The sequence below is a fragment of the Cryobacterium sp. PH31-AA6 genome (assembly GCF_030063195.1).
Taxonomy (GTDB): Bacteria; Actinomycetota; Actinomycetes; order Actinomycetales; family Microbacteriaceae; genus Cryobacterium.
Genome location: NZ_JASISS010000006.1, coordinates 103,400 through 125,927 on the forward strand (window position 1 = coordinate 103,400; position 22,528 = coordinate 125,927).

At 67.5% G+C, this 22,528-nt stretch carries 29 protein-coding genes; 15 read left to right on the forward strand and 14 right to left on the reverse strand.

Going from position 1 to position 22,528, the window contains the following annotated elements:
* Positions 1 to 27: 27 nt before the first annotated feature.
* Together QMG61_RS06880 and QMG61_RS06885 are read right to left on the reverse strand one after the other, a co-directional pair.
* Complete coding sequence (locus QMG61_RS06880) at positions 28 to 1,209, reverse strand: AMP-binding protein (RefSeq protein WP_283493592.1); 1,182 nt, start codon at positions 1,207 to 1,209, stop codon at positions 28 to 30.
* Positions 1,210 to 1,211: 2 nt separating this feature from the next.
* Positions 1,212 to 2,123, reverse strand: a complete 912-nt coding sequence (locus QMG61_RS06885; RefSeq protein ID WP_283493593.1) for a 1,4-dihydroxy-2-naphthoyl-CoA synthase — start codon at positions 2,121 to 2,123, stop codon at positions 1,212 to 1,214.
* Between the two features lie 164 nt (positions 2,124 to 2,287).
* Here QMG61_RS06885 and QMG61_RS06890 point away from each other — a divergent pair, with 164 nt between their 5' ends.
* The 5 genes from QMG61_RS06890 (at position 2,288) to QMG61_RS06910 (ending at position 5,344) form a co-directional block, all read left to right on the forward strand.
* Positions 2,288 to 2,590 (forward strand): hypothetical protein, encoded by a 303-nt coding sequence (locus QMG61_RS06890; protein WP_283493594.1) that lies wholly within the window; start codon positions 2,288 to 2,290, stop codon positions 2,588 to 2,590.
* A complete protein-coding gene (locus QMG61_RS06895) occupies positions 2,590 to 3,597 on the forward strand; it encodes a sigma-70 family RNA polymerase sigma factor (protein ID WP_283493595.1) in 1,008 nt (335 codons plus the stop codon). Before QMG61_RS06890 ends, QMG61_RS06895 begins: the two co-directional genes overlap by 1 nt.
* 81 nt (positions 3,598 to 3,678) lie before the next feature.
* Positions 3,679 to 4,011, forward strand: coding sequence for a DUF7882 family protein (locus QMG61_RS06900; protein ID WP_283493596.1), 333 nt, complete (start codon positions 3,679 to 3,681; stop codon positions 4,009 to 4,011).
* Positions 4,008 to 4,277 (forward strand): hypothetical protein, encoded by a 270-nt coding sequence (locus tag QMG61_RS06905; RefSeq protein ID WP_283493597.1) that lies wholly within the window; start codon positions 4,008 to 4,010, stop codon positions 4,275 to 4,277. The genes QMG61_RS06900 and QMG61_RS06905 overlap by 4 nt, the downstream gene beginning before the upstream one ends.
* A gap of 89 nt (positions 4,278 to 4,366) precedes the next feature.
* Positions 4,367 to 5,344 (forward strand): o-succinylbenzoate synthase, encoded by a 978-nt coding sequence (locus QMG61_RS06910; RefSeq protein WP_283493598.1) that lies wholly within the window; start codon positions 4,367 to 4,369, stop codon positions 5,342 to 5,344.
* A gap of 89 nt (positions 5,345 to 5,433) precedes the next feature.
* Here QMG61_RS06910 and ccsB read toward each other — a convergent pair whose 3' ends face one another.
* The 5 genes from ccsB to QMG61_RS06935 are packed head-to-tail and all read right to left on the reverse strand — an operon-like array spanning position 5,434 to position 10,139.
* On the reverse strand, positions 5,434 to 6,429 hold the full coding sequence (ccsB, locus tag QMG61_RS06915; RefSeq protein ID WP_283493647.1) for a c-type cytochrome biogenesis protein CcsB: 996 nt from the start codon (positions 6,427 to 6,429) through the stop codon (positions 5,434 to 5,436).
* Positions 6,430 to 6,480: 51 nt separating this feature from the next.
* Positions 6,481 to 8,154 (reverse strand): cytochrome c biogenesis protein ResB, encoded by a 1,674-nt coding sequence (gene resB, locus QMG61_RS06920; protein ID WP_283493599.1) that lies wholly within the window; start codon positions 8,152 to 8,154, stop codon positions 6,481 to 6,483.
* The gene (locus QMG61_RS06925) at positions 8,138 to 8,899 is read right to left on the reverse strand and encodes a cytochrome c biogenesis CcdA family protein (RefSeq protein ID WP_283493600.1); all 762 of its coding nucleotides are present in this window, start codon (positions 8,897 to 8,899) and stop codon (positions 8,138 to 8,140) included. Before QMG61_RS06925 ends, resB begins: the two co-directional genes overlap by 17 nt.
* 2 nt (positions 8,900 to 8,901) lie before the next feature.
* A complete protein-coding gene (locus tag QMG61_RS06930; protein WP_283493601.1) occupies positions 8,902 to 9,498 on the reverse strand; it encodes a TlpA family protein disulfide reductase in 597 nt (198 codons plus the stop codon).
* On the reverse strand, positions 9,495 to 10,139 hold the full coding sequence (locus QMG61_RS06935; RefSeq protein WP_283493602.1) for a histidine phosphatase family protein: 645 nt from the start codon (positions 10,137 to 10,139) through the stop codon (positions 9,495 to 9,497). Before QMG61_RS06935 ends, QMG61_RS06930 begins: the two co-directional genes overlap by 4 nt.
* Positions 10,140 to 10,216: 77 nt before the next feature.
* Here QMG61_RS06935 and aspS point away from each other — a divergent pair, with 77 nt between their 5' ends.
* On the forward strand, positions 10,217 to 11,530 hold the full coding sequence (gene aspS, locus QMG61_RS06940; RefSeq protein WP_502847016.1) for an aspartate--tRNA(Asn) ligase: 1,314 nt from the start codon (positions 10,217 to 10,219) through the stop codon (positions 11,528 to 11,530).
* Between the two features lie 102 nt (positions 11,531 to 11,632).
* Here aspS and QMG61_RS06945 read toward each other — a convergent pair whose 3' ends face one another.
* Positions 11,633 to 11,935, reverse strand: a complete 303-nt coding sequence (locus tag QMG61_RS06945; protein ID WP_283493604.1) for a Dabb family protein — start codon at positions 11,933 to 11,935, stop codon at positions 11,633 to 11,635.
* On the reverse strand, positions 11,932 to 12,201 hold the full coding sequence (locus QMG61_RS06950; RefSeq protein WP_283493605.1) for a glutaredoxin family protein: 270 nt from the start codon (positions 12,199 to 12,201) through the stop codon (positions 11,932 to 11,934). Before QMG61_RS06950 ends, QMG61_RS06945 begins: the two co-directional genes overlap by 4 nt.
* Positions 12,202 to 12,255: 54 nt before the next feature.
* Here QMG61_RS06950 and QMG61_RS06955 point away from each other — a divergent pair, with 54 nt between their 5' ends.
* Entirely contained in the window at positions 12,256 to 12,978 is a 723-nt protein-coding gene (locus QMG61_RS06955; protein ID WP_283493606.1) for an HAD family hydrolase, read from the forward strand.
* A 75-nt stretch (positions 12,979 to 13,053) separates the two neighbouring features.
* Here QMG61_RS06955 and QMG61_RS06960 read toward each other — a convergent pair whose 3' ends face one another.
* The 3 genes from QMG61_RS06960 to QMG61_RS06970 form a co-directional block, all read right to left on the reverse strand.
* Positions 13,054 to 13,152 (reverse strand): 30S ribosomal protein bS22, encoded by a 99-nt coding sequence (locus QMG61_RS06960; RefSeq protein WP_003792170.1) that lies wholly within the window; start codon positions 13,150 to 13,152, stop codon positions 13,054 to 13,056.
* Between the two features lie 81 nt (positions 13,153 to 13,233).
* Positions 13,234 to 13,428, reverse strand: coding sequence for a helix-turn-helix domain-containing protein (locus QMG61_RS06965; RefSeq protein ID WP_283493607.1), 195 nt, complete (start codon positions 13,426 to 13,428; stop codon positions 13,234 to 13,236).
* A gap of 90 nt (positions 13,429 to 13,518) precedes the next feature.
* Positions 13,519 to 13,965 carry an ArsR/SmtB family transcription factor gene (locus tag QMG61_RS06970; RefSeq protein WP_283493608.1) on the reverse strand — a complete coding sequence of 149 codons (447 nt, stop codon included), beginning with the start codon at positions 13,963 to 13,965 and terminating at the stop codon, positions 13,519 to 13,521.
* 74 nt (positions 13,966 to 14,039) lie between these two features.
* Between QMG61_RS06970 and QMG61_RS06975 the strand changes: the two genes are divergently transcribed.
* Positions 14,040 to 15,482 carry a TrkH family potassium uptake protein gene (locus tag QMG61_RS06975; RefSeq protein ID WP_283493609.1) on the forward strand — a complete coding sequence of 481 codons (1,443 nt, stop codon included), beginning with the start codon at positions 14,040 to 14,042 and terminating at the stop codon, positions 15,480 to 15,482.
* A complete protein-coding gene (locus QMG61_RS06980) occupies positions 15,475 to 16,146 on the forward strand; it encodes a potassium channel family protein (protein ID WP_283493610.1) in 672 nt (223 codons plus the stop codon). The genes QMG61_RS06975 and QMG61_RS06980 overlap by 8 nt, the downstream gene beginning before the upstream one ends.
* 123 nt (positions 16,147 to 16,269) lie before the next feature.
* Here the strand turns inward: QMG61_RS06980 and proC are convergent, their stop codons facing one another.
* Positions 16,270 to 17,118, reverse strand: coding sequence for a pyrroline-5-carboxylate reductase (gene proC / locus QMG61_RS06985; protein ID WP_283493611.1), 849 nt, complete (start codon positions 17,116 to 17,118; stop codon positions 16,270 to 16,272).
* Positions 17,119 to 17,202: 84 nt separating this feature from the next.
* Between proC and QMG61_RS06990 the strand changes: the two genes are divergently transcribed.
* Positions 17,203 to 18,165 carry a cation diffusion facilitator family transporter gene (locus QMG61_RS06990; protein WP_283493612.1) on the forward strand — a complete coding sequence of 321 codons (963 nt, stop codon included), beginning with the start codon at positions 17,203 to 17,205 and terminating at the stop codon, positions 18,163 to 18,165.
* Complete coding sequence (locus tag QMG61_RS06995; RefSeq protein WP_283493613.1) at positions 18,162 to 18,863, forward strand: glutamine amidotransferase; 702 nt, start codon at positions 18,162 to 18,164, stop codon at positions 18,861 to 18,863. Before QMG61_RS06990 ends, QMG61_RS06995 begins: the two co-directional genes overlap by 4 nt.
* Here QMG61_RS06995 and tadA read toward each other — a convergent pair.
* Positions 18,832 to 19,311, reverse strand: a complete 480-nt coding sequence (gene tadA, locus QMG61_RS07000; RefSeq protein ID WP_283493614.1) for a tRNA adenosine(34) deaminase TadA — start codon at positions 19,309 to 19,311, stop codon at positions 18,832 to 18,834. The two genes, QMG61_RS06995 and tadA, sit on opposite strands and share 32 nt — an antisense overlap.
* A gap of 33 nt (positions 19,312 to 19,344) precedes the next feature.
* On the opposite strand from tadA, the gene upp reads away from it, so the two are divergent.
* From upp to QMG61_RS07020, 4 genes are all read left to right on the forward strand, one after another.
* Positions 19,345 to 19,977, forward strand: a complete 633-nt coding sequence (gene upp, locus QMG61_RS07005; RefSeq protein WP_283493615.1) for a uracil phosphoribosyltransferase — start codon at positions 19,345 to 19,347, stop codon at positions 19,975 to 19,977.
* Between the two features lie 488 nt (positions 19,978 to 20,465).
* Entirely contained in the window at positions 20,466 to 21,167 is a 702-nt protein-coding gene (locus QMG61_RS07010) for a winged helix-turn-helix domain-containing protein (RefSeq protein ID WP_283493616.1), read from the forward strand.
* Positions 21,168 to 21,425: 258 nt separating this feature from the next.
* The gene (locus QMG61_RS07015) at positions 21,426 to 21,890 is read left to right on the forward strand and encodes a MarR family winged helix-turn-helix transcriptional regulator (RefSeq protein WP_283493617.1); all 465 of its coding nucleotides are present in this window, start codon (positions 21,426 to 21,428) and stop codon (positions 21,888 to 21,890) included.
* 69 nt (positions 21,891 to 21,959) lie between these two features.
* The gene (locus QMG61_RS07020) at positions 21,960 to 22,151 is read left to right on the forward strand and encodes a DUF1918 domain-containing protein (RefSeq protein WP_283493618.1); all 192 of its coding nucleotides are present in this window, start codon (positions 21,960 to 21,962) and stop codon (positions 22,149 to 22,151) included.
* Positions 22,152 to 22,528 lie beyond the last annotated feature (377 nt).

Consider the following 22,528-nt stretch of genomic DNA (forward strand, 5'->3'; position numbering starts at 1 on the left):
CCGCGCTGGTTGTGCCACGCCTTCATGCTACTTCTTGGCGGCCGCTGCCAGTCGCGCGAGCCGCTTTCGATCCGGTTTGCCGGAGGCGAGCAGCGGGATCGCTGCCACGTAGACGAGGCGGGCCGGCCTGGCCGCCGGTCCGAGCGCGGCGGCCGTGGCCATCCTCGCCGCGTCGAGCGGATCCGGCGCCGTGGCCGAGAGGGGACGCCACGTCGAGCCGGGCTCGGTGGGGACCACGATCACGGGCACCTGGCCCCAGCGGTCATCGTCTGCCGCGACCGCGACGGCCTCGGCCAGCCCGGGCAGTGCACGCACGACCCGTTCGACGGCGTCGAGCGACACCTTCTCCCCGCCGGAGATGATCACGTTGTCCTGGCGTCCGAGAACCCTGACCAGGCCGTTGCCGGGGGTGACCTCGCCCAGGTCGCCGGTGCGATACCAGCGCACTCCGTGCTCCCGCCCGAAGCGTTCCGCGGTTCGGTCGGCGTCGCCGAGATACCCCACGGCGAGTACCGACCCCGAGATCTCGAGCAGCCCGTCCACGGCGCGCACCACGGTGTCACCGATCGCATGCCCGTTGTAGACGCAACCGCCGGACGTTTCGGACGAACCGTAGGTGCGCAGCACGCGCAGATCGAGTTCCTCAGCCCTGGCCAGAAGCCCGGCGGAGGTCGATTGTCCGCCGACGAGGATGCCGGTGAACCGCCTCATGACCGCGAGCAGACGCCGGTCGTCGGCTGCCGCGGCCACGAGCCTCTCCAGCTGGGCCGGCACGAGGGAGGTGAATCGCAGCGGTTCGCTCAGCCGCTCCGCCTCGGCCCGGAAGGCGGCGGGCTCGAAATGGCCGCCGGCCAGCACGAGCGGGGTGGTTTCGGCCGCGATCGACCGAACGAGCACCTGCACGCCCGCGATGTAGTGCGCGGGAAGTGCGAGCAGCCACTGGCCGGCCCCACCGAGGGCGACCGTCGTGGCGGCGGCACTGCTGAGCAGGGCATCGGTGCCGAGCATGACTCGCTTGGGAGCGTCGGTCGACCCGGAGGTCTCGATCACCACGGCGACCCGGCGTGGCACTGTGGCCGTCGGGAGCCGCTGCGCGGTTCCGCCGGGCACGGGCAGCAGGGCCGGACCGGCGCCGGCGAGCGCCTCCCGGAGGAGGAGCAGGAGCTCGAGCGGCGCGTCGGACGCAACCGTGCGAAGCTCGCGGGGCACGGCTAGAACTGCCAGTCGTATGGGCCCCAGTCGGGGTCACGCTTCTCGAGGAACGCGTCGCGCCCCTCGACGGCCTCGTCGGTGCCGTAGGCGAGGCGGGTGGCCTCCCCCGCGAAGACCTGCTGACCGACGAGGCCGTCGTCGACCGCGTTGAAGGCGAATTTGAGCATCCGGATGGCGGTGGGCGACTTGGTCAGAATGGTGCGCGCCCAGTCCAGTGCCTCCACCTCGAGCCGGGCGTGCGGCACGACCGCGTTCACGGCGCCCATCTCGAGGGCGCGCTGGGCCGAGTACTCGCGGGCGAGGAAGAACACCTCGCGGGCTGCCTTCTGGCCGACCTGGCGGGCGAAGTAGGCGCTGCCGTAGCCGGCGTCGAAGGAGCCGACATCGGCATCCGTCTGCTTGAACCTGCCGTGCTCCGCGCTGGCGATGCTGAGGTCGCAGACCACGTGCAGGGAGTGGCCGCCGCCCGCCGCCCAGCCGGGGATGACCGCGATGACGACCTTGGGCATGAAGCGGATCAGGCGTTGCACCTCGAGGATGTGCAACCGGCCGCCACGGGCCTTGTCGATGCCGGTAGCGGTCTCGCCGTCGGCGTACTTGTAGCCGTCGCGGCCACGAATGCGCTGGTCACCGCCCGAGCAGAACGCCCAGCCGCCGTCCTTCCGGCTCGGCCCGTTGCCGGTGAGCAGCACCACGCCGATCCGGGGGTTGATCCTCGCGTCTTCCAACGCCGCGTGCAGCTCGTCTACGGTGTGCGGGCGGAACGCGTTCCGCACCTCCGGCCGATTGAAGGCGACCCGCGCGATCCGGCCGGTCAGGTCGTGGTGGTAGGTCACGTCGGTGAGGCCGTCGAACCCGTCGACCTCCCGCCACTGGCTCGGATCGAAGATTTCGGACACCTGTTCGGTCATCCCGCCAGCCTACGCGGGACGGAGAAAGTGCGGTGCCGGGCCGACACGCCGTGTGCGTAGTTTAGTACTCCTTTGGGGGATGACAAGTCAACCCCCTTGAGGGGCACGTTTTCACCATGTGTACTGGGGTTCTGAGGTCACCCGAGATCGACCGAGAGGTAGTCATGACTGGAAATGACGCAGCGGCAGCACTCCACCAGGAGGTGTCCGCGACCAGCGTGGACCGCACTGAGGATGGCGGCCAGGGCGTAGACATCGTTGAGATTTCACCGGAGGAATGGTGCGTGAGGGACAAAGCGGTTCCCGCGGACGATCCACGGGCGGTGCTCGGTTTCATCCAACGCCTCGACGGCGCGTTCGAGGTGACGAACCTGCGGCGGTTGCGTGAGCGTTCCTACTTCTCCAGGTTCGCCCCGGCCGCAGCGAGTCTCGCCTTGCGGTCGTCTCTGGTCGGGGCGGTTCGCTGATGAGCGCCCTGGTGCAGACCCCGCTGTCGGCCCCCCCGATGCAGCACGCGCCGGCGCCGGCATCCTCTCCCAACAGGAGCACCGGCGGCTCGTCGGTCTCCCGGTACAGCCGGGCATCCACGGATGCCTTCGGCGACTACCTGCGCCGGATCGGAAAGGGCCCGCTCCTCACCGCCCTCGACGAGGTCGAGCTGGCCCGACGGATCGAGGTGGGCCTGTTCGCCGGCGAGCGTCTGGCCAAAGGAGTCTCCGACCCGGCCACCGCCCGCGAGCTCGCCTGGCTTGCCCACGATGGCAGCCGGGCGAAGAACCACTTCATCGAGGCGAACCTCCGCCTCGTGGTGAGCATCGCCAAACACTATTCCGGCCGCGGCGTCCCGATCATGGATCTCGTGCAGGACGGCAACATCGGGCTGGTTCGCGCGGTCGAAAAGTACGACTTCATGACCGGCTACAAGTTCTCCACCTATGCAACCTGGTGGATCCGTCAGGCCATCCACCGCGGCATGGCCGACAAGTCCCGGATGATCCGCATTCCCGTGCACACCGCGGAGAAGCTGAACAAGATCAAGCGCATCCGCCGTGACCTCACCAGCACCCTGGACCGCGACCCGACCCCGCGCGAGCTCTCCGACGCGGCGCAGATCCCGATCAGGGACGTCGCCCGGCTGCTGCAGTACGACAACGAGCCGATTTCCCTGCACTCTCCGGTCGGTGACGGCATCGGGGACATCTCCGAGTTGATCATCGACGACGACCTGCCGCAGCCCGACGAGTACGCCACCATCACGCTTCGGGCGGCCGACATCGGATTCTATCTGGACGCGCTGCCACCCAGGGAACGGGCCATCCTGGTGGCCCGATTCGGACTGGACGGCGACGAGCCGCACACGCTCGACCAGATCGCGGTGATCCAGGGCGTCACCCGGGAACGGGTGCGCCAGATCGAGAAGCGCGCACTCGCCCTCCTGCACGTGCCGCGGCTCGAACGGTACCTGCGCGATTAATACCGAGCGCCCCCGAACTGGCAGTAGCCCGCTGCACGGGTTCCCGCGTAGTGTCGTCAGTAACTCAACGGGGGTGTTGTGATGGGCAAGCTGACCTACAACTCGACCTTGTCGGCTGACTTCGATGATCGGGTCCTCGCGCATATCCAGGTGGTGATCGGAGCGAAGCTGCGTCGCGGCGAGTGCTTCTACTTCACCTGGCGCGACGATCCACAGGGCGGGGACGGCCGGAGCACAATCTGGCTGCACCCGGCCATCCCCCTGACCTACAAGTACTTCGGCGGTCGCTCGCCGAGCCTCAACCGCGAGTGGATTGAGGCTCTGATGCTCACCGCGAACTCGTCCGGGGGCCTGCAGCTGGTCCCGGAACCACACCGAACCGCAACCATCGTGAATGCGAAGGATGAACCATGAGGCGCGTCGACATCGTCTATGGGGGCCAGCAATACTCACTCGCCGGGCGCACGATCGAGTCGATCCAGGCCGAGGTCCTCAAGGCGTTCACGGACGGAACACCCTATTGGCTGCGGGTGAACAGTGGCGGCGGCCGGTTCGAAGACGCCTACCTGCTCATCGCCCCCGGCATCCCCTTCGCGGTCCTCAATGTGAAGCCGGAGATCGGTGACGACATCGATCTCGATCTCGACGTGGACGTGGTGTTAGGCCAGGGCGAACTCTGACCAAGCCGGACTCCCGGCTACGGGCGCCGCGCCCGATCTCGTCAGCCAGGGCGTCAGCGGTGCTCGCCGCCTGCTGGCACACTGGGAACATGCTGCCTTCACTGGACGAACTGCTCGGAACGGCCCGCGTCGTCGCGTTGCCGTTGGTCACACGATTTCGCGGCATCGACAGCCGTGAGGCTCTGCTGCTGCACGGACCGGAGGGGTGGGCCGAGTTCTCCCCATTCGCCGAATACGACGATGAGGAGGCCGCGGCCTGGCTCCGCGCCGCCATCGATTTCGGCTGGGAAAAGACCCCCGCCCCGCTCCGCGACCGCATCCCGGTCAACGCGACGGTTCCGGCCGTCGATGCCGCCGAGGTGGCCGCTGTGCTCGCCCGCTTCCCCGGCTGTCGCACCGCGAAGGTGAAGGTCGCGGCCCCCGGCCAGACCCTCGCGGATGACGTCGCCCGGGTGCGGGCCGTGCGCGACGCGCTCGGGCCGGAGGGACGCATCCGGGTCGACGCGAACGGTCTCTGGAACGTGGACGAGGCCGAGCACGCGATCCACGCGCTGAACGAGTTCGACCTCGAGTATGTCGAGCAGCCGTGCGCGAGCATCGAGGAACTCGCCGAGATCCGGCGCCGCACCGCATACCTGGATGTCGGTGTCGCCGCCGACGAGAGCGTGCGCCGCGCGGACGACCCGCTGCTCGTGGCCCGCACCGACTCGGCGGACATCCTCGTGATCAAGGCCGGGCCGCTCGGCGGTATCCACGCCGCGCTGGCCCTGATCGCGCAGGCCGGCCTGCCGGTCGTCGTCTCCAGCGCCCTCGACACCTCGATCGGCATCGCGATGGGGGCGCACCTGGCCGCCGCGATCCCGGGCCTCGATTTCGATTGCGGGCTCGGCACCGCGTCCCTGCTCGCGGGCGACGTCACCGGCGACCCGATCCTGCCGGTCGACGGGAGCATCCCGGTGCGCCGGGTCACGCCCGACCCCGACCTGCTCGACCGCTACCAGGCATCCGCCGAGCGCACCGCCTGGTGGCTGGCCCGCCTGTCCCGCTGCCACGCCCTCCTCCCCTGACCCGCGAAAGTGCACTTTCCGCCCTTCTCGCGGTGCCGAAGGGGCGAAAAGTGCACTTTCGCGGAAGGGAGTGCCGGAGTTTGCTCGGCTTAGAGGCCGGAGTAGGAGTGCAGGCCCTTGAAGAACACGTTGACGATGCCGAAGTTGAACATGACCGCGCTGAAACCAACGATCGCCAGCCACGCCGACCGGGAGCCGCGCCAGCCGCGGGTGGCCCTGGCGTGGATGTATCCGGCGTAGATGGTCCAGATGATGAACGTCCAGACCTCCTTGGTGTCCCAGCCCCAGTAACGGCCCCAGGCCTTCTCTGCCCAGATCGACCCGGCCATCAGGGTGAAGGTCCAGAGGATGAAGCCGATGATGTTGACCCGGTAGGCAAGGTTTTCCAGGGTTGCCGCCGAGGGCAGGGTAGCGAGGAAGCGGAGCGGATTCTTCCACGCCGACGCCGTGTCGGCCGGCACGGGACCCGGAGCACCGACCGCTGAAACCGCCGCTTCGCGCTTGAACTGGAGCAGTTGCACGCCGGAGAGCGCGAAGCCGAGGGCGAAGAAGCCCGTCCCCAGGGACGCGACGAACACGTGAATGACGAGCCAGGCCGACTGCAGTGCGGGCGGGAGCGGTGCGACCTCGACGTAGAAGCGCAGGGCGGCGATGCCGAGCAGCACGAGCACCATGCCGGTGATGAAGGTGCCGAGGAAGCGCAGGTCGGCCCGGGTCAGCACGATCAGGAACACCGTCACGATCAGGAGGGTTCCGGTCATCGCGAACTCGTACATGTTCGCCCACGGCACCCGGCCGGCGGCGAGGCCCCTGAGCACGTCGGCGGCGAGGTGGATCAGCCAGGCGAGCACGGTGAGGGAGACGCCCACGCGCAGGCTCGGAGAACGGCCGTACGGCGTGGCCGCGTCGTTGACGATCCGCGCGCTGATCCGGGTGAGCGTGGCGGTGCCGCCGGATGCGCCCGCGGACCTCACGGCCTCGGCCGCAGTCGAGCGGAGCTCCTCACCCTGGGCCTGATTCACCGCGGCCGAACGCTTGGCCAGGTCGAAGGAGAAGGCAATGAAGGCCAGGGCGTAGACGGCCATGGCCGAGTACAGGCTCAGGATCGAGAGCTCGTTGAGATTCACTGTGTCAGCCTAAGTGTGTTCGGGCGCCGGAGCGGCCAATTGGGAGGATATGAGCAGGTCCGAATGCTTGTCGGCCAGGGCGGACACGACCGACTCGAGCGCGGGGTCTTCTCCGCGCGCCAGCCCGGCGTACTCCAGTCGGAGCGAACCGTCCGCCTCCTCGGTGGCCTTCACCCAGACCCGGCGCCGCGGCACGAACAGGCTGGTCAGCAGGCCGAGCAGGGCGAGCACGGCGAACGAGAGCACCCAGACCTGGGTGGGATCGTGGTGGATGTCGAACGAGGCGAACCGGAGCACCGAACCGGAGAAATCACCGGTCTTCGCCCCGGGGTGCGCGTCATCGAAGGTGACCGAGCCGAGACCGTTCGGCAGCTGCTGCGTCTCTCCGGGTTTCAGCTCGATCGATTTCGCGCCGGTCTTGCCTCCGGTGAGCTGGGTCATCTTGTCGGTGTCGAGGGAGTAGACCGAGGTCGGCACGCCCGCATCGAGACCGAGGTCGCCGGCATAGACATTGAGCGTGAGCAGCGGGTACTGCAGGTCGGGGAACGTGGAATAGAACGCGCCCGTGGTGGCCTCCGCCTGGGTCGGGTAGAAGAAGCCGATCATTCCGAGTTGTTTCGCCAAACCGTCGGGGACCTTGATCACCCCGAGGGAGGTGAGGTTGGCGTCCTGGGGCAGGAAGGGCACGGCGTCAGTGAAGACGACCACTCCGGCCGGGTTCTTCACCGTGACCGTCGGGGCGTAGCCGTTTCCGAGCAGGTACACATCGGTGCCGCCCGTGCGTATCGGCCCGTTGACCTTGACCTCGGCCGGCTCGGCGGCCTGCCCCCGGCGGGTGACGCTCACCCCGGCCGTGAAGTCGATCGGCTGGCCGTAGGCCTTGAGGTTCTGGGTCTCATAGGTGACGGAGAAGTCGTTGAGGGTGAGCTTGTACGGGTCGAGGCTCTCGTCGTTGAAGAAGCGGCCGGGATTGAACGAGTCGTAGGCGAGGAGGGTGTTCACGAAGGTCTGGCCCTCGACGAGTACCCGCTGCCCGCTGAACCCGAATCCGCTGCCGAATCCGACCGTGATCAGGATGCCGACGAGGGCGAAGTGGAAGAGCAGGTTGCCGGTCTCGCGCAGGTAGCCGCGTTCGGCCGAGACCGAAAACTCCCGGCCGGTGTCGTAGAGGGCAACCCGGTAACCGCCGGCCTTGAGTAGCCCGCGGGCGGAGTCCACCGCGGCGGCGGCATCCGTGCCGGCCGGGACGGTGCGCGTCGTGAAGCCGGCCAGGCGGGCCAGGCGGGCCGGGGTGCGCGGAGGCCGGGCCCGCAGCGCCAGGTAGTGGTGCTTCGTGCGCGGGATGACGCAGCCGATCAGGGAGATGAACAGCAGGAGGTAGATCGCCGAGAACCAGGCGGAGGAGTACACGTCGAAGGCCTGGATCTTGTCGAGCGCCGGGGCCAGGTCGGGGTTGTCCGTGAAGTACTGGGTGACCCCGTTCGGGTCGGAGCTGCGCTGCGGCACCAGGGAACCCGGTACGGCGGCTACGGCGAGCAGCAGCAGGAGGAAGAGCGCCGTACGCATATTCGTCAGCTGACGCCAGACCCAGCGCAGCCAGCCGACCAGGCCGAGGGTCGGCTGGGTGATGGCGCCATCGCTGTGCGGTGCCGGGGAATCGTAATGGTCAGATGGGCGTGACAAAGCTGCCGATCACTCCTTGCAGGTCGAGGAGCCAGACATTCCAGACCCCGGTCACCATGAGCGTACCGATGAGAATGAGGAGCACGCCTCCCAACAGGTTGATCACGCGGACGTGCCGTTTCAGGAACGAGACGGCACCGGTCATCCAGTTGAGGCCGAGCGCGATCAGCAGGAACGGGATGCCGAGCCCGAGCGCGTAGAACAACGCGAGCAGGCCGCCCAGCCAGGGTGACCCCGTGGTCAGGCTGAGCGAATTGATCGCGGTCAGCGTGGGCCCGGTGCACGGCGTCCAGCCGACGGCGAAGACGGCTCCCAGCAGGGGCGCCCCGGCGAGGCCCATCCGGGGACGCCACGATGACTTGACACTGCGCTGCGCGAACCTGAACTGGCCGACGAACACCAGACCCAAGAGGATGACGACGACCCCGGCAATCCGGGTGACCAGGTCGCGGTACTGGTTGAGCCAGAAACCGGCGAAGCCGAAGACGACACCGGTGAGCACGAAGACGACCGTGAAACCCAGCACAAACAGGCCCACGCCCACCAGCAGCCGACTCTGTCCACGCCGGTCGCCGCGGCGGGCGGTCGAGCGACCGTCGGTGAAGCCGCCGATGTAGGCCAGGTAACCGGGCACGAGCGGCAGTATGCACGGCGAGGCGAATGAGACGAGGCCGGCGAGCACGGCAATCGGGATGGCAAACAGAAGCTGGCCGCTGAAGACGATCTCACCGAACGGATTGCCCACGCCTAAGGCCGCTCGGCGATCGTATCGGAGACGATGGTGCGCAGGATCGACTGCGACGTCAGCGCGCCCAGGATCCGTGCGGCGACCCGCCCGGACTTGTCGAGCACCAGTGTCGTGGGCACGGCGTTGGGCGGGATGCTGCCGCTGAAGGCGAGCTGCATGGCCCCGGTGTCGACATCCATCACCGACGGATAGGTGATGCCGTAACTGTTTTCGAACGCGTTGGCGTTCGCCGCCTGGTCGCGCACATTGACCCCCAGCCAGACGGCGCCCTTGCCGGTGAAGTCCTCGCTCAGCTGGCGTAGCGCGGGTGCCTCCGCCCGGCATGGCGCGCAGCTGGCGTACCAGAAGTTCACCACGACGACCTGACCCGTGTAGTCGGCACTGGAAAGAACCTTCCCACTCCCCGTGGTACCTGACCAGACAACCGGGACGCCGCGTTCCTCGGCCGCGATTTCGGTCACGCTTCCGTCGCCGGCGATGTAACCCTTGTTGCTGCCCTCGCGGTACTGGGCGGCGAGCTGGTCGGTGCTGCAGCCGGCGAGCAGTGTGGCGACCAGCACGGTCCCGGCGAGGACCGCGAGCCGTCGGCGCCTCATACCGCCCCCACGTCGGTGGCGCCGGCCTGCAGATGAGCGGCCGGGTTCGCGTAGCCGACCTCGACGGGGGCGTCTCCGCGCCAGGCCAAGGTCGTGATGCTCGAGAGGTCGCACCGGCGTTTGCGCGGGTCGTGGGCGAGGCGTTCGCCGCCGACCGCGCGGTGCACCATCCAGATCGGCAGCTGGTGGCTGACCAGGATGACGTCGCCGCCGTCGACGGAGTGGTACGCGTCGTCGATCGCGGCGAGCATCCGTTCCGCGATGGAGCGGAACGGCTCGCCCCAGCTGGGCCGGAAGGGATTGGCCAGGGCCATCCAGTTGCGGGGGTCGCGGAGGGCGCCATCCGGGCCGCGCAGTCGTTTGCCCTCGAAGAAGTTGGCCGGTTCGATCAGGCGCGGTTCGATGTCGACGGGCAGGCCGAGGGCCGCGGCGATCGGTGCGGCGGATTCGCGGGTGCGCTGAAGTGGCGAGGCGATGATGCGCGAGACGGGGCGGGCCCGGGCGACCAGGTCGGCTGCCGCCGCCTCCGCCATCGACAGACCGAGGTCGGAGAGCCCGAAACCGGGAAGCCGTCCATAAAGAACGCGTTCTGGGTTGAACACCTCACCGTGACGGACAAGATGTACCTGAGTGGCTGCCACAAGAACAGTCTACGGAGGGCCTGCCCGCGAATTCGCCGAGAGCGAGCCGCTAAACTCGCAAAGTGACTGCGCGCATACTGATCAAGAACCTGGCCGCCCTCGAGAACGGCACCGTTACGGTGTCCGGATGGGTTGATACCGTCCGCGACCAGAAAAAGGTGCAGTTCGTCGTGCTCCGGGATGAGTCCGGTGCGGTGCAGCTGGTGAATCCCCGCAACACGGATGCCGACGGCGTCGTCGTCGCCGACGAGCCGGCCACCACCATCTCGGCTCTCTCCCAGGGCAGCTTCGTCACCGTGACCGGCGAGCTCAAGCACGATGAGCGGGTGAAGCTGGGCGGCATCGAGATCAAGCTGGCCACGATGGAGCTCGTCACCGTCGCGATTCCGGAGACCCCGATCGCGGCCGACTCCAGCCTGGACAAACGGATGGACTGGCGTTTCCTCGACCTGCGTCAGCCGAAGCAGAACCTCATCTTCCGCATCCAGACGACGTTCGAGCACGCGCTCCGCACCTACTGGGTCGAGCACGACTTCGTCGAGCTGCACACCCCGAAGCTCATGGCCAGCGCGAGCGAATCCCGCGCCGAGCTGTTCGAGGTGGACTACTTCGAAACCAAGGCGTACCTGGCGCAGAGCCCCCAGTTCTTCAAGCAGATGGCGCAGTCCGCGGGCTTCGGCAAGGTCTTCGAGGTCGGACCCGCGTTCCGGGCCGACCCGTCGTTCACCAGCCGCCACGCCACCGAGTTCACCAGTGTCGACGCCGAAATCAGCTGGATCGACAGTCACGAGGACGTCATGCAGCTGCACGAGGAGCTGCTCGTCGCCGGGTTCGCGGCGGTCAAGGCCAAGCACGGCGACGAGGTGCTCGCCCTGTTCGGTGTCGAGGTGACCGTGCCGAGCCAGCCGTTCCCGCGCATCCCCCTGGCCGAGGCCAAGGAGATCGTCAAGAGCCGCGGCTACGAGGTGCCGCGCGATGACGACGACATGGACCCCGAGGGTGAGCGCCAGATCGCCGCCTACGTGGCCGAGACCTACGGGCACGAATTCGTCTTCCTCACCGACTACGCCGCCAGCATCCGCCCGTTCTACCACATGCGTCCCGAGGGCGACGCGAGCGTCACCAACAGCTACGACCTCATCTTCAACGGCACGGAGATCTCCACGGGCGCGCAGCGCGAGCACCGCATCGACGTTCTCGTCGAGCAGGCCAAGGAGAAGGGCCTCGACCCGGAGGAGCTCGGCGGCTACCTCGACTTCTTCCGTTACGGCGTGCCGGCCCACGGCGGGTTCGGAATGGGCCTGGCCCGGGTGCTCATGTTGATGCTGCACCAGACCAGCATTCGCGAGGTCACGTTCCTGTTCCGCGGCCCGTCGCGGCTCGAGCCGTAAGCGGCGGGTCGGGTCTCGACAGGCTCGGGTCTCGACAGGGTCGACCACCGCGGGTCCCGGCCACCGGTGGTCGAGCTCGTCGAGACCGAGCCCGAGTCGCGGTTACGGGACGAGGATGTCCACGGCCATCCGGTCGGAGACGACCGACCGGATGAAGGTGCCCGCCGCCTGGTGCGACGGGTGCACCTGGTAGCGGGAGACCGCGGCCAGGTCGTCGAAGTCGGCGATCAAAACGACGTCCCAATTGTCCCCGCCCAGCACATCCGCGCCCACGCGCAGCGCACGGATCTCCGCCACGACCCCGACGAGGGCTTCGAGCCGCGACGCGATCCCGGCCGCGGCCGCGGCCTTCTCGGCCGGGTCGGTCGCGCTGAGCCGCCATGACACGACGTGCCGGATACTCATCGCACGGCCAGGAGCGCCGTGCGCAGCCGCAGCGGGTCAATCCGCCAGTAGTTGTGCACCTTGCCGTTGATCAGCAGCACGGGGATGTCCTCGACGTACAGGGCGTTCAACTCGGCGTCTTCGAGGATCGATCGTTCCTCGAGCACGATCGCCGGTGCCGCGGGGTTGTCGGCGAGCTTCGTGATGACGCTGTCGACCAGCTCCCGCGCGTCGTCGCAGAGGTGACATCCGGGCTTGCCGATCAGGGTGAGGAGTGCGGTGGCCATTACTCCAGCCTATGCTGGCTCGGCCGGTGCCCGCGCAACTAGACTCAGGCGCAGATGTCTGAAGCCAACGCCGCCCGCTCGATCGCATTCTTCGATGTGGACAATACCCTCATCCGCGGCGCGAGCCTGTACCACCTCGGCGTCGGCGCCTGGCGCCGCCGCATGGTCACCGGGCGCGACATCGGCTCGTTCGCGTGGAAGCAGGCGCGGTTCATCGCGGTGGGCGAGAACAAGGTGCACCTGGCGAGCGTGCGGGAGCGGGCACTCGAGGTCGTCGTCGGCCACAACCGAGCCGACCTCGTCGACCTCAGTCGGGAGGTCTTCGACGCGCGGCTCATCCGCCTGCTCTGGCCGGAGACCGTCGCGGTCGCCCGGACCCACCTCGAGGCAGGGCGCGAGGTCTGGCTGGTCACAGCCACGGCCCAGGAGGTCGCCGACGTCATCGCCGAGCGGCTCGGGTTCACCGGCGCCCTCGGAACGGTGTTGGAGACCGTCGAGGGAGTCTTCACGGGTCGACTGATCGACGGCGTCTGCCATGGCGACCAGAAGGCGGCGGCCGCCAGAAGGCAGGCCACCCGGAGCGAAGCCGACCTGGCGGACTGCTGGGCCTACTCCGATTCACACAACGACATTCCGCTGCTCGACCTCGTGGGTAACCCCGTGGTCGTGAATCCGGATGCGACGCTCCGCCGCTACGCGACGGCGCGGCACTGGCCGATCATGCTCCTCAAGCGGGGCAGCATCACGGCGGCAGCGCGGGCAAGCAAAAAGCGCTAGATCCGGAAGACCTAGCGCTTGCGCCCATGGAACGTTCCGAACCTGACGGTTCAGAACAGACGGTTCAGAACCGTCTTACTTCTTATTGCGACGCTGGTGACGAGTCTTCCGAAGCAGCTTGCGGTGCTTCTTCTTCGCCATACGCTTGCGTCGCTTCTTAATTACAGAACCCACACGGACCTCACAAGATTTGGTTTCGCCGCGAGACTCGCGGCCGACACGAAAACACCATTCTACCGGAAAAAGTATGGACTCTTACGCGGTGTCCGCGATCGGACGCTGAATCACCGCGGAAACGGCCGCCTCCGGCACCCGGAACGACCGGCCGAACCGGATCGCCGGCAGTTCCCCGGAGTGCACGAGTCGGTAGACGGTCATCTTGGAGACGCGCATCATCTCCGCCACTTCGGCGACCGTTAAAAAGCGAACATCAGACAGATCCTGTGGCATTCGGGTGCCTCCTTGCGATCTATGAAACACCTGAGACGGATGTGACTCAAGTGCTAAATGAAAACATTAGAGGCAAGGTCGAACGAGCGTCTAGTCGTTTTTGCGCCAGATCCGCGGCTTGGCATCCTTCACGGCATGCGCCATCTGAAATGACGTGTCGGCGAAGGCCTTTCCGATGGCCGCGGCGAACGCCCGCTGCTCTTGCTTGAGGCCCTCGGTCTCCGCGGCGATCTCGTCGGCTGAGGCATCGAAATCGACGCTGAGGAACGGGATCAGCCAGTCCTCGATCTCCTCCAGGGGCGCATAGTCCAGGTGGTAGTAACGGTGCTGTCCAGCCTCGCGCACGCCGACCAGACCGGCCTCGCGCAGCACCTTGAGGTGCTTGGAGACGGTTGGCTGGCTCAGCCCCAGTTTGTCGACGATGTCAGACACGCTGAGCTCGCCGCCAGCCGTGTTCGACTGGTTGTATCGCTCAAGGAGAATGCGTAAGATTTCGCGTCGGGTCGAGTCCGCCACCACGCCGAAGATGTCTGCCATGCCCCAAGGCTAGTCATTCCCGGTGGGGGATACCATGGCGACGGGGCGTCGGCCCCGATCAGCCCGGAGGATTCATGCGAACAAACCAGCCCCGGGGGTCATTCGGCAGACGAAATGTCCCCTGGTACGTGGGCGTGCGCGATTCGGTCGATGGTCTTGTCCGCCGGTCGCCGTCCCGCTTCGCGATCCTCGTCTTCACCGGCCTGATCCTCGTCTTCACGCTGTTGTTCTCCCTGCCGATCGCATCCGCGGCGCGCACGCTGACGCCCCTGCATGACGCCCTGTTCACCGCGGTGTCGGTGATCTGCGTGACGGGTCTGACCACGGTGGACATGGCCACGCACTGGTCGGCATTCGGCAACACCCTCGTCGTGATCGGCGTGAACATCGGCGGTGTCGGCGTGTTGACCCTGGCCTCACTGATGGGAATGGTCATCTCCCGGCGGTTGGGCCTGCGCGCCAAGCTGATGGCGGCGAGTGACACCAATCCCTCGCGAATTCACGCCGGGCCGGTGAACGAGGGTCAGACCGTTCGCCTGGGCGAAGTGGGAAACCTGCTCTTGACGGTCGCCATCAGCTCGCTGGTGATCGAGCTGGTCGTGGGCGCGCTCCTCTTCCCGAGGATCCTGGCGACGGGCGCCGCCGTGGGCGAGGCCCTGTGGCACAGCGTGTACTACGCGGCCATGGCCTTCACCAACACCGGCTTCAACCCCAATGTCGGCGGTCTCGACGCATTCGCGACGGACGGCTGGTTCCTCGGCGCCCTGATGCTCGGCGTCTTCCTCGGCAGTCTGGGGTTCCCGGTCATCTACGCCCTGTCCCGCGGCTGGCGCACGCCACGGCGCTGGTCCGTGCACGTCAAGCTCACGCTGTTCACCACCATCGCCCTGCTCATCGCCGGCGCGATCGTCTACATGCTGCTCGAGTTCGACAACCCGAAGACCTTCGGCTCGCTCGGCGCCGGCGACACGATCTTCCAGTCGATGTTCCTGTCGGTGATGGCCAGATCCGGCGGTTTCGCCACGATCGACATCAGCGAGCTGCACGGGTCGAGCCTGCTCGTCACCGACATGCTCATGTTCATCGGCGGTGGCTCCGCGTCGACGGCCGGCGGCATCAAGGTGACCACCCTGGCCATCCTGTTCCTCGCCGCCTTCGCTGAGGCGAGCGGCCGCACCGAGATGGAGGTGTTCGGGCGCCGCATTCCCAGCGATATCCTGCGTCTGGCCGTGAGCGTGGTGCTCTGGGGCGCGACGACCGTCGCGGTGGCGAGCATCCTCATCCTGCAAATCTCCAAGGAACCGTTCGCCCTGGTTCTCTTCGATGTGATCTCGGCGTTCGCCACCTGCGGACTCTCGACCGGACTCACCGCCGACCTGCCGCCCGCGGGAGTGTACGTGTTGGCGGCGACGATGTTCATGGGCCGCGTTGGTACAGTGACTCTCGCGGCGGCACTCGCCGCGAGCCAGAGCAGGCAACTGTTCAAGCGGCCGGAAGAGAGACCCATCGTTGGCTGAGCGATTCAAACACGACTCCCCCGTGCTCGTGATCGGCCTGGGCCGATTCGGCGCCGCAACGGCCGGCCAGCTGGACCGGTTGGGACGCGACGTGCTCGCTGTCGAGGACAGCGAGGCGCTGGTGCAGAAATGGTCCGAGCGTGTCACCCACGCGGTCCAGGCGGATGCCCGCTCGATCGACGCCCTGCGCCAGATCGGGGCCCAGGATTTCTCCATCGCGGTCTGCGCCGTCGGTTCCTCCATCGAGGCGAGCGTGCTGATCGTGGCCAACCTGGTCGACCTCGGGATTCCACAGATTTGGGCGAAGGCGATCTCCAAGTCCCACGGCACGATCCTCGAGCGGATCGGCGCCAACCACGTCGTCTATCCGGAGGCTCAGGCCGGTGAGCGCCTCGCCCACCTCGTGTCCGGGAGCATGCTCGACTTCATCGAGTTCGACGATGACTTCGCCCTGGTCAAGATGATCCCGCCGAAGCCGATCCGCGGGCTCAACCTGACCGAGTCGGGTCTGCGCCGCAAGTACAACGTCACGGTCGTCGGAGTGAAGAGCCCCGGTCGTCCGTTCACCTACGCGACCGAGAAGACCGTGGTCACCGACCAGGACCTGATCATCGTGTCCGGCACCGAGATCGACATCGAACGGTTCGCCGCACTCGATTCCTGAGCCCGCCCCGCCGCCTCGCCACAATGGCGGCTCCCGCCAGCGTTGAGTGGCGGACAAAACACCTTCCGGGGCTTGGCGGAGGTGCTTTGTCCGCGACTCACCGGACCGACGGCGCGGGAGGTGCTAGTTGCCGGCGAGTTCGCGGGCGCGGGCGAGTGCAGCATCCGTCGCCCGGTCGAAGAGTTCCTTGAGACCGCCCTTTTCGAGTTCCCAGACCGCGCGCTCGGTCGTGCCGCTCGGGCTGGTGACCTGGCGGCGGAGTTCGGTCGGGGACTTGTCGGAACCCGCGAGCAGCGTGCAGGCGCCAAGGAAGGTGCCGTTGACCATCACGGCAGCCTCCTCCGGGGTGAATCCCTTGGCTACCGCGGTGGCGGTGAGCTGCTCGATCAGGTAGAAGACATAGGCCGGGCCGGAGCCGGAGATGGTGCTGAGGGCGTCGAGTTTGCTCTCCGGCACGACGAGCACGTCGCCCACGGTGCCGAACAGGCTGGTCGCGAGGTCGAGGTCGGTGGCGCTGGAGCGGGTACCCGCGCTCAGCCCGGTGACTGCCTTGCCGACGAGCGCCGGCGTGTTCGGCATCGACCGGATGACGGACACCGACTCGGGCAGCAGCGCTTCGAAGGTCGCGATCGTGACGCCGGCCGCGACGCTCACGACGAGCGTGCCGGGTTCGAGGCTGGAAGCGATCTCGGCAAGCAGATCGGGAACCATGGCCGGCTTGACGGCCACGATCACGATCCTCGCTCCGGTCACGGCCTTGAGGTTCGCGTCGGCGTCGTCTGCCGTCGCGAACGCGGTCACCCCGTCGATACCGCCCAGTTCGGCGGCCTTCACCGCGGTTCGGTTGGTCGCCCGGATGCCGCCCTCGACGGTCACGTTCGGGTTCAGCAGACCGGTCAGGACGGCCCTGGCCATCGATCCGGCGCCCAGGAAGGCGATGGCGGGAAGGGTGGTGGAAGCAGTCGTAGTCATGGAGGGAGTCTAGTTTCGCCCGTCTGCCCGCACACCGTGTGACGATCTGCGCATCCGGTTCCCGCGGCGTTCTAAGATTGCTGCATGAGTGCATCCGGCGGGAATAAAGCAATTGTGGCCGCCCTGGCGGCCAACCTCGGCATCGCCGTCACGAAGCTCATCGCCTGGGCGTTCTCCGGCTCCTCCTCGATGCTCGCCGAGGGCGTGCACTCGCTGGCCGACTCGGGCAACCAGTTGCTGCTGCTACTCGGCGGGCGCAAGGCGCGCAGGGACGCCGACAAGGAGCATCCGTTCGGCTACGGCCGGGAGCGGTACGTCTACGCGTTCGTCGTGTCGATCATCCTCTTCTCCATCGGCGGAGTGTTCTCGCTCTACGAGGGCATCAACAAGCTGCAGAACCCTCACCCGCTCGAAACGGCGTGGCTGCCGATCCTGGTGCTCCTGGTGGCCATGGGACTCGAATCGTTCTCCCTGCGCACGGCGATGAGGGAATCGAACCTCGTGCGCGGTGAGGAGACCTGGGTGCAGTTCGTGCGGCACTCCAAGTCGCCTGAGCTGCCCGTCGTGCTGCTCGAAGACGTCGCCGCCCTCGCCGGCCTGGTCTTCGCGTTCCTCGGCGTCGGGCTCACCATCATCACGGGCGACCCGGTCTGGGATGCGATCGGCACCCTCTTCATCGGCGTTCTGCTCGTGCTCGTCGCGATCGTGCTCGGCATCGAAACCAAGAGCCTCCTGGTCGGCGAGGGCGCCGGGCGAAAGGATGCCTCGAAGATCGAACGTGCCATCCTCACCGGCCCCGAGACCCGCCGCATCATCCACCTGAAGACCCTGTACCTCGGCCCCGACGAGCTGCTCGTCGCCGCCAAGATCGGCTTCGACGCCGAGACCCGGTTCTCGGACGTCGCCGCGGCGATCAACGCCGTCGAGGCCCGGATCAGGGAGGCCGTGCCGATCGCCCGCACGATCTACATCGAACCGGATGTCTACCGCGACCCGAGTCATCGGCCGCTGCCCACCGACGCGATCGTCATCAAGGGCAGCGAGTGAGCCGGGTCGCCCTGGTTCTGCGCCACGACGACACGATCCACCTCGGCAATCTCGAGCCCGTGCTCCTCGAGCACGGCTACCTGGTGCGGTATGTCGACACCATGCGGGAGGACCTGGGCGCCCTCGACCCGAATGCCGCCGACCTTCTGGTCGTGCTCGGCGGAGACATGGGCGTCTACGAGGCCGACCGGTTCCCGGCCCTGCGCGACGAGATCACCCTGCTCGAATCACGGCTCGCCGCCCGGCAGCCGGTCTTCGGGGTCTGCCTGGGTGCCCAGCTGATGGCGAACGCCCTCGGCTCGCGGGTGTACCGAGGCCCGACGAACGAGATCGGTTACCGCACCGTCGAGCCGACCGAGGCCGGAGCCCAGTCCCCGGTGCGGCACATTGCCGGGGTGCCGGTGTTCCAATGGCACAGCGACACCTTCGACCTCCCCGACGGCGTCACCCGCCTCGCCGGGTCGCCGCAGTACGGCAACGAGGCGTTCTCGATCGAGAACTGGGCCCTGGCCGTTCAGTTTCATCCCGAGGTCACCGACGCGATGCACGAGGTCTGGTTGACCGCCTCCGAGGCCGAGGTCGCAGACGAAGGCTACGTCCCGGCGGACCTCCGCCTCGAGCGGGAACGCTACTCGGAGGGCATGCAGGAGGCCTCCCGGGCCATGTTCAGCGAATGGCTCGACGGCCTGGATCGCTGAAGAAGTCCGTGAGCAGGGTGCCGCACTCCGCGGCATCCACCTCGGCGAAGACCTCGACGCGATGGTTGAGCCTGCGGTCCCGCAAAACGTCGTAGACCGACCCGGACGCTCCGGCCTTCTCATCCCAGGCCCCGAAGACGACCACGGGGACGCGCGCGGCCACGATCGCGCCGGCGCACATCACGCACGGCTCGAGGGTCACCACGAGGGTGCAGCCGGTCAGGTGCCAGTCGCCGAGGAACGCGGCGGCCTCGCGGATGGCGACGATCTCCGCGTGGCCGGTCGGGTCCTGGTGGAGTTCGCGCTCGTTGCGGCCGCGGCCGATCACCGTGCCGCTCTCGTCGAGCACCACCGCGCCGACCGGGACATCACCGGTCGTCAGCGCCGCGCGGGCCTCCGCGAGGGCAAGCAGCATCCACTCATGGTGCCGACGATCCCGCTCGCCCATCCGGATGCCTCCCCCGACTAGTAGATTGAGCCTATGCGAGTCCACGTAGCCGACCACCCCCTGATCACCCACAAACTCACGGTTCTCCGGGACAAGCGCACTCCGTCGCCGCTCTTCCGTTCCCTGGTCGAGGAGCTGATGACGCTCCTGGCCTACGAGGGAACCCGCGGAGTACGCGTCGAGGCCGTCACCGTGCAGACCCCGGTGGCCCAGGCCACCGGCGTGCAGATCAGCGACCCCAAGCCGCTCGTCGTGCCCATCCTGCGCGCCGGTCTCGGCATGCTCGAGGGCATGGTCAAGCTCCTGCCGACCGCCGAGGTCGGCTTCCTGGGCATGGCACGCAACGAGGAAACCCTCGAGCCGACGACCTATGCCGAGCGTCTGCCCGACGACCTGTCCGACCGCCAGTGCTTCGTGCTGGACCCGATGCTCGCCACCGGCGGGTCCCTGATCGCCGCAATTCAGTTCCTCTTCGACCGCGGCGCCGTCGACGTCACGGCAATCTGTATCCTCGCCGCCCCTGAGGGGCTCGCCGCCGTGGAGAAGGCCATGGCCGGCCGCGAGGTCACCATCGTGCTCGGCGCGGTCGACGAGCGGCTGGACGAGCACGGCTACATCGTGCCCGGCCTCGGCGACGCCGGCGACCGCCTCTATGGGCTGGTCTAACCCCCAACCCCCTCGGGCCGCAGGACCTGCGACGAAGAACACGCCGCGGGTCCTGCACTTCACGAATCTTTGATGAAGGCCACCTTCATCGAGGAATCCTTGATGGATTCTTGATCGATCACGGATCCTCCGATCCACCCCGATCTCGGCGAACGTGGTGCGCGTCACGCCGCGTCACCCGGGGTCACAGAATTGACACGCACCGTAACACTGGGCTTTACTCGCAACTATGACAACGAGCGCACGCCCCCTGACCTCCATCGAGGCTCCCGGGACTGCCGGCATGATGATGCCCGGCAGCTGCTCCTCGTGTTGCCGAATGTCCCGCTGACCGCGACCCCTCGCCGAGTTCCCGCCGCTGCACCAGCGCCCGGTTGAACTCCCGCTCTTCCCTGACTTCGCTCCGGGCCACGCCGGCCACGCCTCATCGAACCGTGAATCGCGTTTCGCGATGGTTCCCCCGCATCATCACCCCAAGGATTCCTGCCATGTCGCTTGCACACATTGACACCGCCCGCTCGGCCCAGGCCGCCCGCCTCGAGCACGCCGTCCAGGCACCCGCCGCTCCCCGCATCCGTGCCGTGCCGGACGGCACCCAGGCCCGCGGCTTCGTTCTCTACGTCGGCATCGACGAGGCGAAGGCGGCTGCGGCCGGCACCAGCCTCGGCCGGATCGTTGAAGCGCTCAAGGCCCTGACCAACGAGCTGGCCCCGGATGCCGAGACTCACGCCGCCGTCGCCCTCGCCCCTGCCGGCGCCGGCGGACGCGACGTCGACGTCGTGCGTCTGGCCCTGCAGGACCCGGCCGCGCTGGCCAGGCACCGCACCGAGACCGAAGACCTCGACCGGGCGCCGGGCGGCGTCATCGTTGACATCTCCCGCAAGCGCGTCATCCTCGACAGCGAGTCCGCGGCGCTCACCTACAAGGAATTCGAGCTGCTGCAGTACCTCGTACTGCGCGAGGGGCGCACCATAGAGCGAGCCGAACTGATCTCCTCGCTCTGGAACGCCGCCGACGAGGACGACGCGCCGAACGAGCGCACGATCGACGTGCACGTGCGTCGCCTGCGCGCCAAGCTGGGCCGCTACGAGGACATCGTGCGCACGGTTCGCGGCGTCGGCTACCGGTTCGACCGGCACGCCGACGTGTCGATCCACCAGTCGAGCACCCCGAGCCCCGACCTCTTCTAGCCCGCCAGGCGCTTGAACGTGATTGAGGGCCGGTCGTAGAGGCTAACGACCGACCCTCTTCCCTTGCACCAAGAGTGTCCTGCAATCACATTTCGCGTCTTCCGCCACAGCAAACGGTTGACGCACAACGAATATATAACGAACCGGTAACGGAGCGCTAGTTATTCGTCTGCTATTTTCCTGCGAGTTCCCTATGAGGGAATTCGGCGCTCCGATGATCGAGTCCCTATTCTGGGGGAACACGACTTTGGAGGCACGGTGAGCGATCGAGCAGCGGCCGTGGGCGCCTGGGAATCCCTCTTCCGCGCCCAGGTGGCCATCATGCGCAGCCTGGCCGCGGACTTCCCGGCCCAGGGCATCTCCTTCAACGAGTACGACGTCATGTTCACCCTGTCGCGGGAACCGGACCGGAGCATCCGCCTGCGCGAACTCAACGAGCAGGTGCTGCTCACCCAGCCGAGCGTGAGTCGACTGGTCGACCGGCTGGCCGCGCGGGGGTATCTGCACAAGCACACCGACCCGACCGACGGGCGCGGCGCCATCGTCGAACTCACGAACGAGGGCTACGAGGTGTTCCGCCGGGTTGCGATCCAGCACATGGACACGATCACGGGACGGATGGGTGACGCCCTGTCCAATCCGGAACTGGCCGAGCTGACGGCGCTCTGCGACCGCCTGCGTGCAGGGTCCCCCTGCGCCGACCAAAAGCCAGAGCGCGCCTGAAAGCGCCACGAACCGGCCCTGTGCAGGCGGTGCCGGTCGGCGTAACGTAACCCTCAGGAGGTGAGTCTCATGCGCGCACGCCCAGGAGACCGAATCGTCATTCGAGGCCGCACGGTGGAGACACCGGATCGGCACGGCGAGATCATCGAGGTGCGGGGAGAGAACGGTGAACCGCCGTACCGGGTTCGGTTCGGCGAGGGCCACGAGAGCGTCGTCTACCCCGGGTCGGACTTCGTGATCGAGCACGCCGAAACGGTCTGATCCGGTCCGGTCTGATCCGGTCCGTGAACGAGCGCCCCACGCTGCCGGGGAGGGTCGGGCGCGGCCGGGCGCGGCCTCTCGGCGACGGAATGCACAGATCCGCGCGCCGGTCTAGGGGGTACTGCGCTCCAGCGGCGAGAGTTACCGTCGGGAGTACACGCCGCTTGTGAACGCCGCGTGCCGACCGAGGAGGTCCGCACCACGATGAGAATTACCTGCCCGTTCTGCCATTCGCCGGCCCGGCTGACGCCGAACCCGGCCCACACCGACCGCCTGAGCGTTCCGCTCTACGTCTTGAAATGCTCCGGCTGCGACCATACGAGCGTGCGGCGCGACTCGGCCAGGTCGACCCGAATCGCCGTGCCGGCGCACTGATC

Bases quoted from the DNA above. Each gene is read 5' to 3' on its own strand.
- QMG61_RS06885 (WP_283493593.1), bottom strand. From the start codon at position 2,123: ATGACCGAACAGGTGTCCGAAATCTTCGATCCGAGCCAGTGGCGGGAG.
- QMG61_RS06890 (WP_283493594.1), top strand. From the start codon at position 2,288: ATGACTGGAAATGACGCAGCGGCAGCACTCCACCAGGAGGTGTCCGCG.
- QMG61_RS06895 (WP_283493595.1), top strand. From the start codon at position 2,590: ATGAGCGCCCTGGTGCAGACCCCGCTGTCGGCCCCCCCGATGCAGCAC.
- QMG61_RS06900 (WP_283493596.1), top strand. From the start codon at position 3,679: ATGGGCAAGCTGACCTACAACTCGACCTTGTCGGCTGACTTCGATGAT.
- QMG61_RS06905 (WP_283493597.1), top strand. From the start codon at position 4,008: ATGAGGCGCGTCGACATCGTCTATGGGGGCCAGCAATACTCACTCGCC.
- QMG61_RS06910 (WP_283493598.1), top strand. From the start codon at position 4,367: ATGCTGCCTTCACTGGACGAACTGCTCGGAACGGCCCGCGTCGTCGCG.
- ccsB (WP_283493647.1), bottom strand. From the start codon at position 6,429: ATGGCCGTCTACGCCCTGGCCTTCATTGCCTTCTCCTTCGACCTGGCC.
- QMG61_RS06930 (WP_283493601.1), bottom strand. From the start codon at position 9,498: ATGAGGCGCCGACGGCTCGCGGTCCTCGCCGGGACCGTGCTGGTCGCC.
- QMG61_RS06945 (WP_283493604.1), bottom strand. From the start codon at position 11,935: ATGAGTATCCGGCACGTCGTGTCATGGCGGCTCAGCGCGACCGACCCG.
- QMG61_RS06950 (WP_283493605.1), bottom strand. From the start codon at position 12,201: ATGGCCACCGCACTCCTCACCCTGATCGGCAAGCCCGGATGTCACCTC.
- QMG61_RS06955 (WP_283493606.1), top strand. From the start codon at position 12,256: ATGTCTGAAGCCAACGCCGCCCGCTCGATCGCATTCTTCGATGTGGAC.
- QMG61_RS06965 (WP_283493607.1), bottom strand. From the start codon at position 13,428: ATGCCACAGGATCTGTCTGATGTTCGCTTTTTAACGGTCGCCGAAGTG.
- QMG61_RS06970 (WP_283493608.1), bottom strand. From the start codon at position 13,965: ATGGCAGACATCTTCGGCGTGGTGGCGGACTCGACCCGACGCGAAATC.
- QMG61_RS06975 (WP_283493609.1), top strand. From the start codon at position 14,040: ATGCGAACAAACCAGCCCCGGGGGTCATTCGGCAGACGAAATGTCCCC.
- proC (WP_283493611.1), bottom strand. From the start codon at position 17,118: ATGACTACGACTGCTTCCACCACCCTTCCCGCCATCGCCTTCCTGGGC.
- QMG61_RS06990 (WP_283493612.1), top strand. From the start codon at position 17,203: ATGAGTGCATCCGGCGGGAATAAAGCAATTGTGGCCGCCCTGGCGGCC.
- tadA (WP_283493614.1), bottom strand. From the start codon at position 19,311: ATGGGCGAGCGGGATCGTCGGCACCATGAGTGGATGCTGCTTGCCCTC.
- upp (WP_283493615.1), top strand. From the start codon at position 19,345: ATGCGAGTCCACGTAGCCGACCACCCCCTGATCACCCACAAACTCACG.
- QMG61_RS07010 (WP_283493616.1), top strand. From the start codon at position 20,466: ATGTCGCTTGCACACATTGACACCGCCCGCTCGGCCCAGGCCGCCCGC.
- QMG61_RS07020 (WP_283493618.1), top strand. From the start codon at position 21,960: ATGCGCGCACGCCCAGGAGACCGAATCGTCATTCGAGGCCGCACGGTG.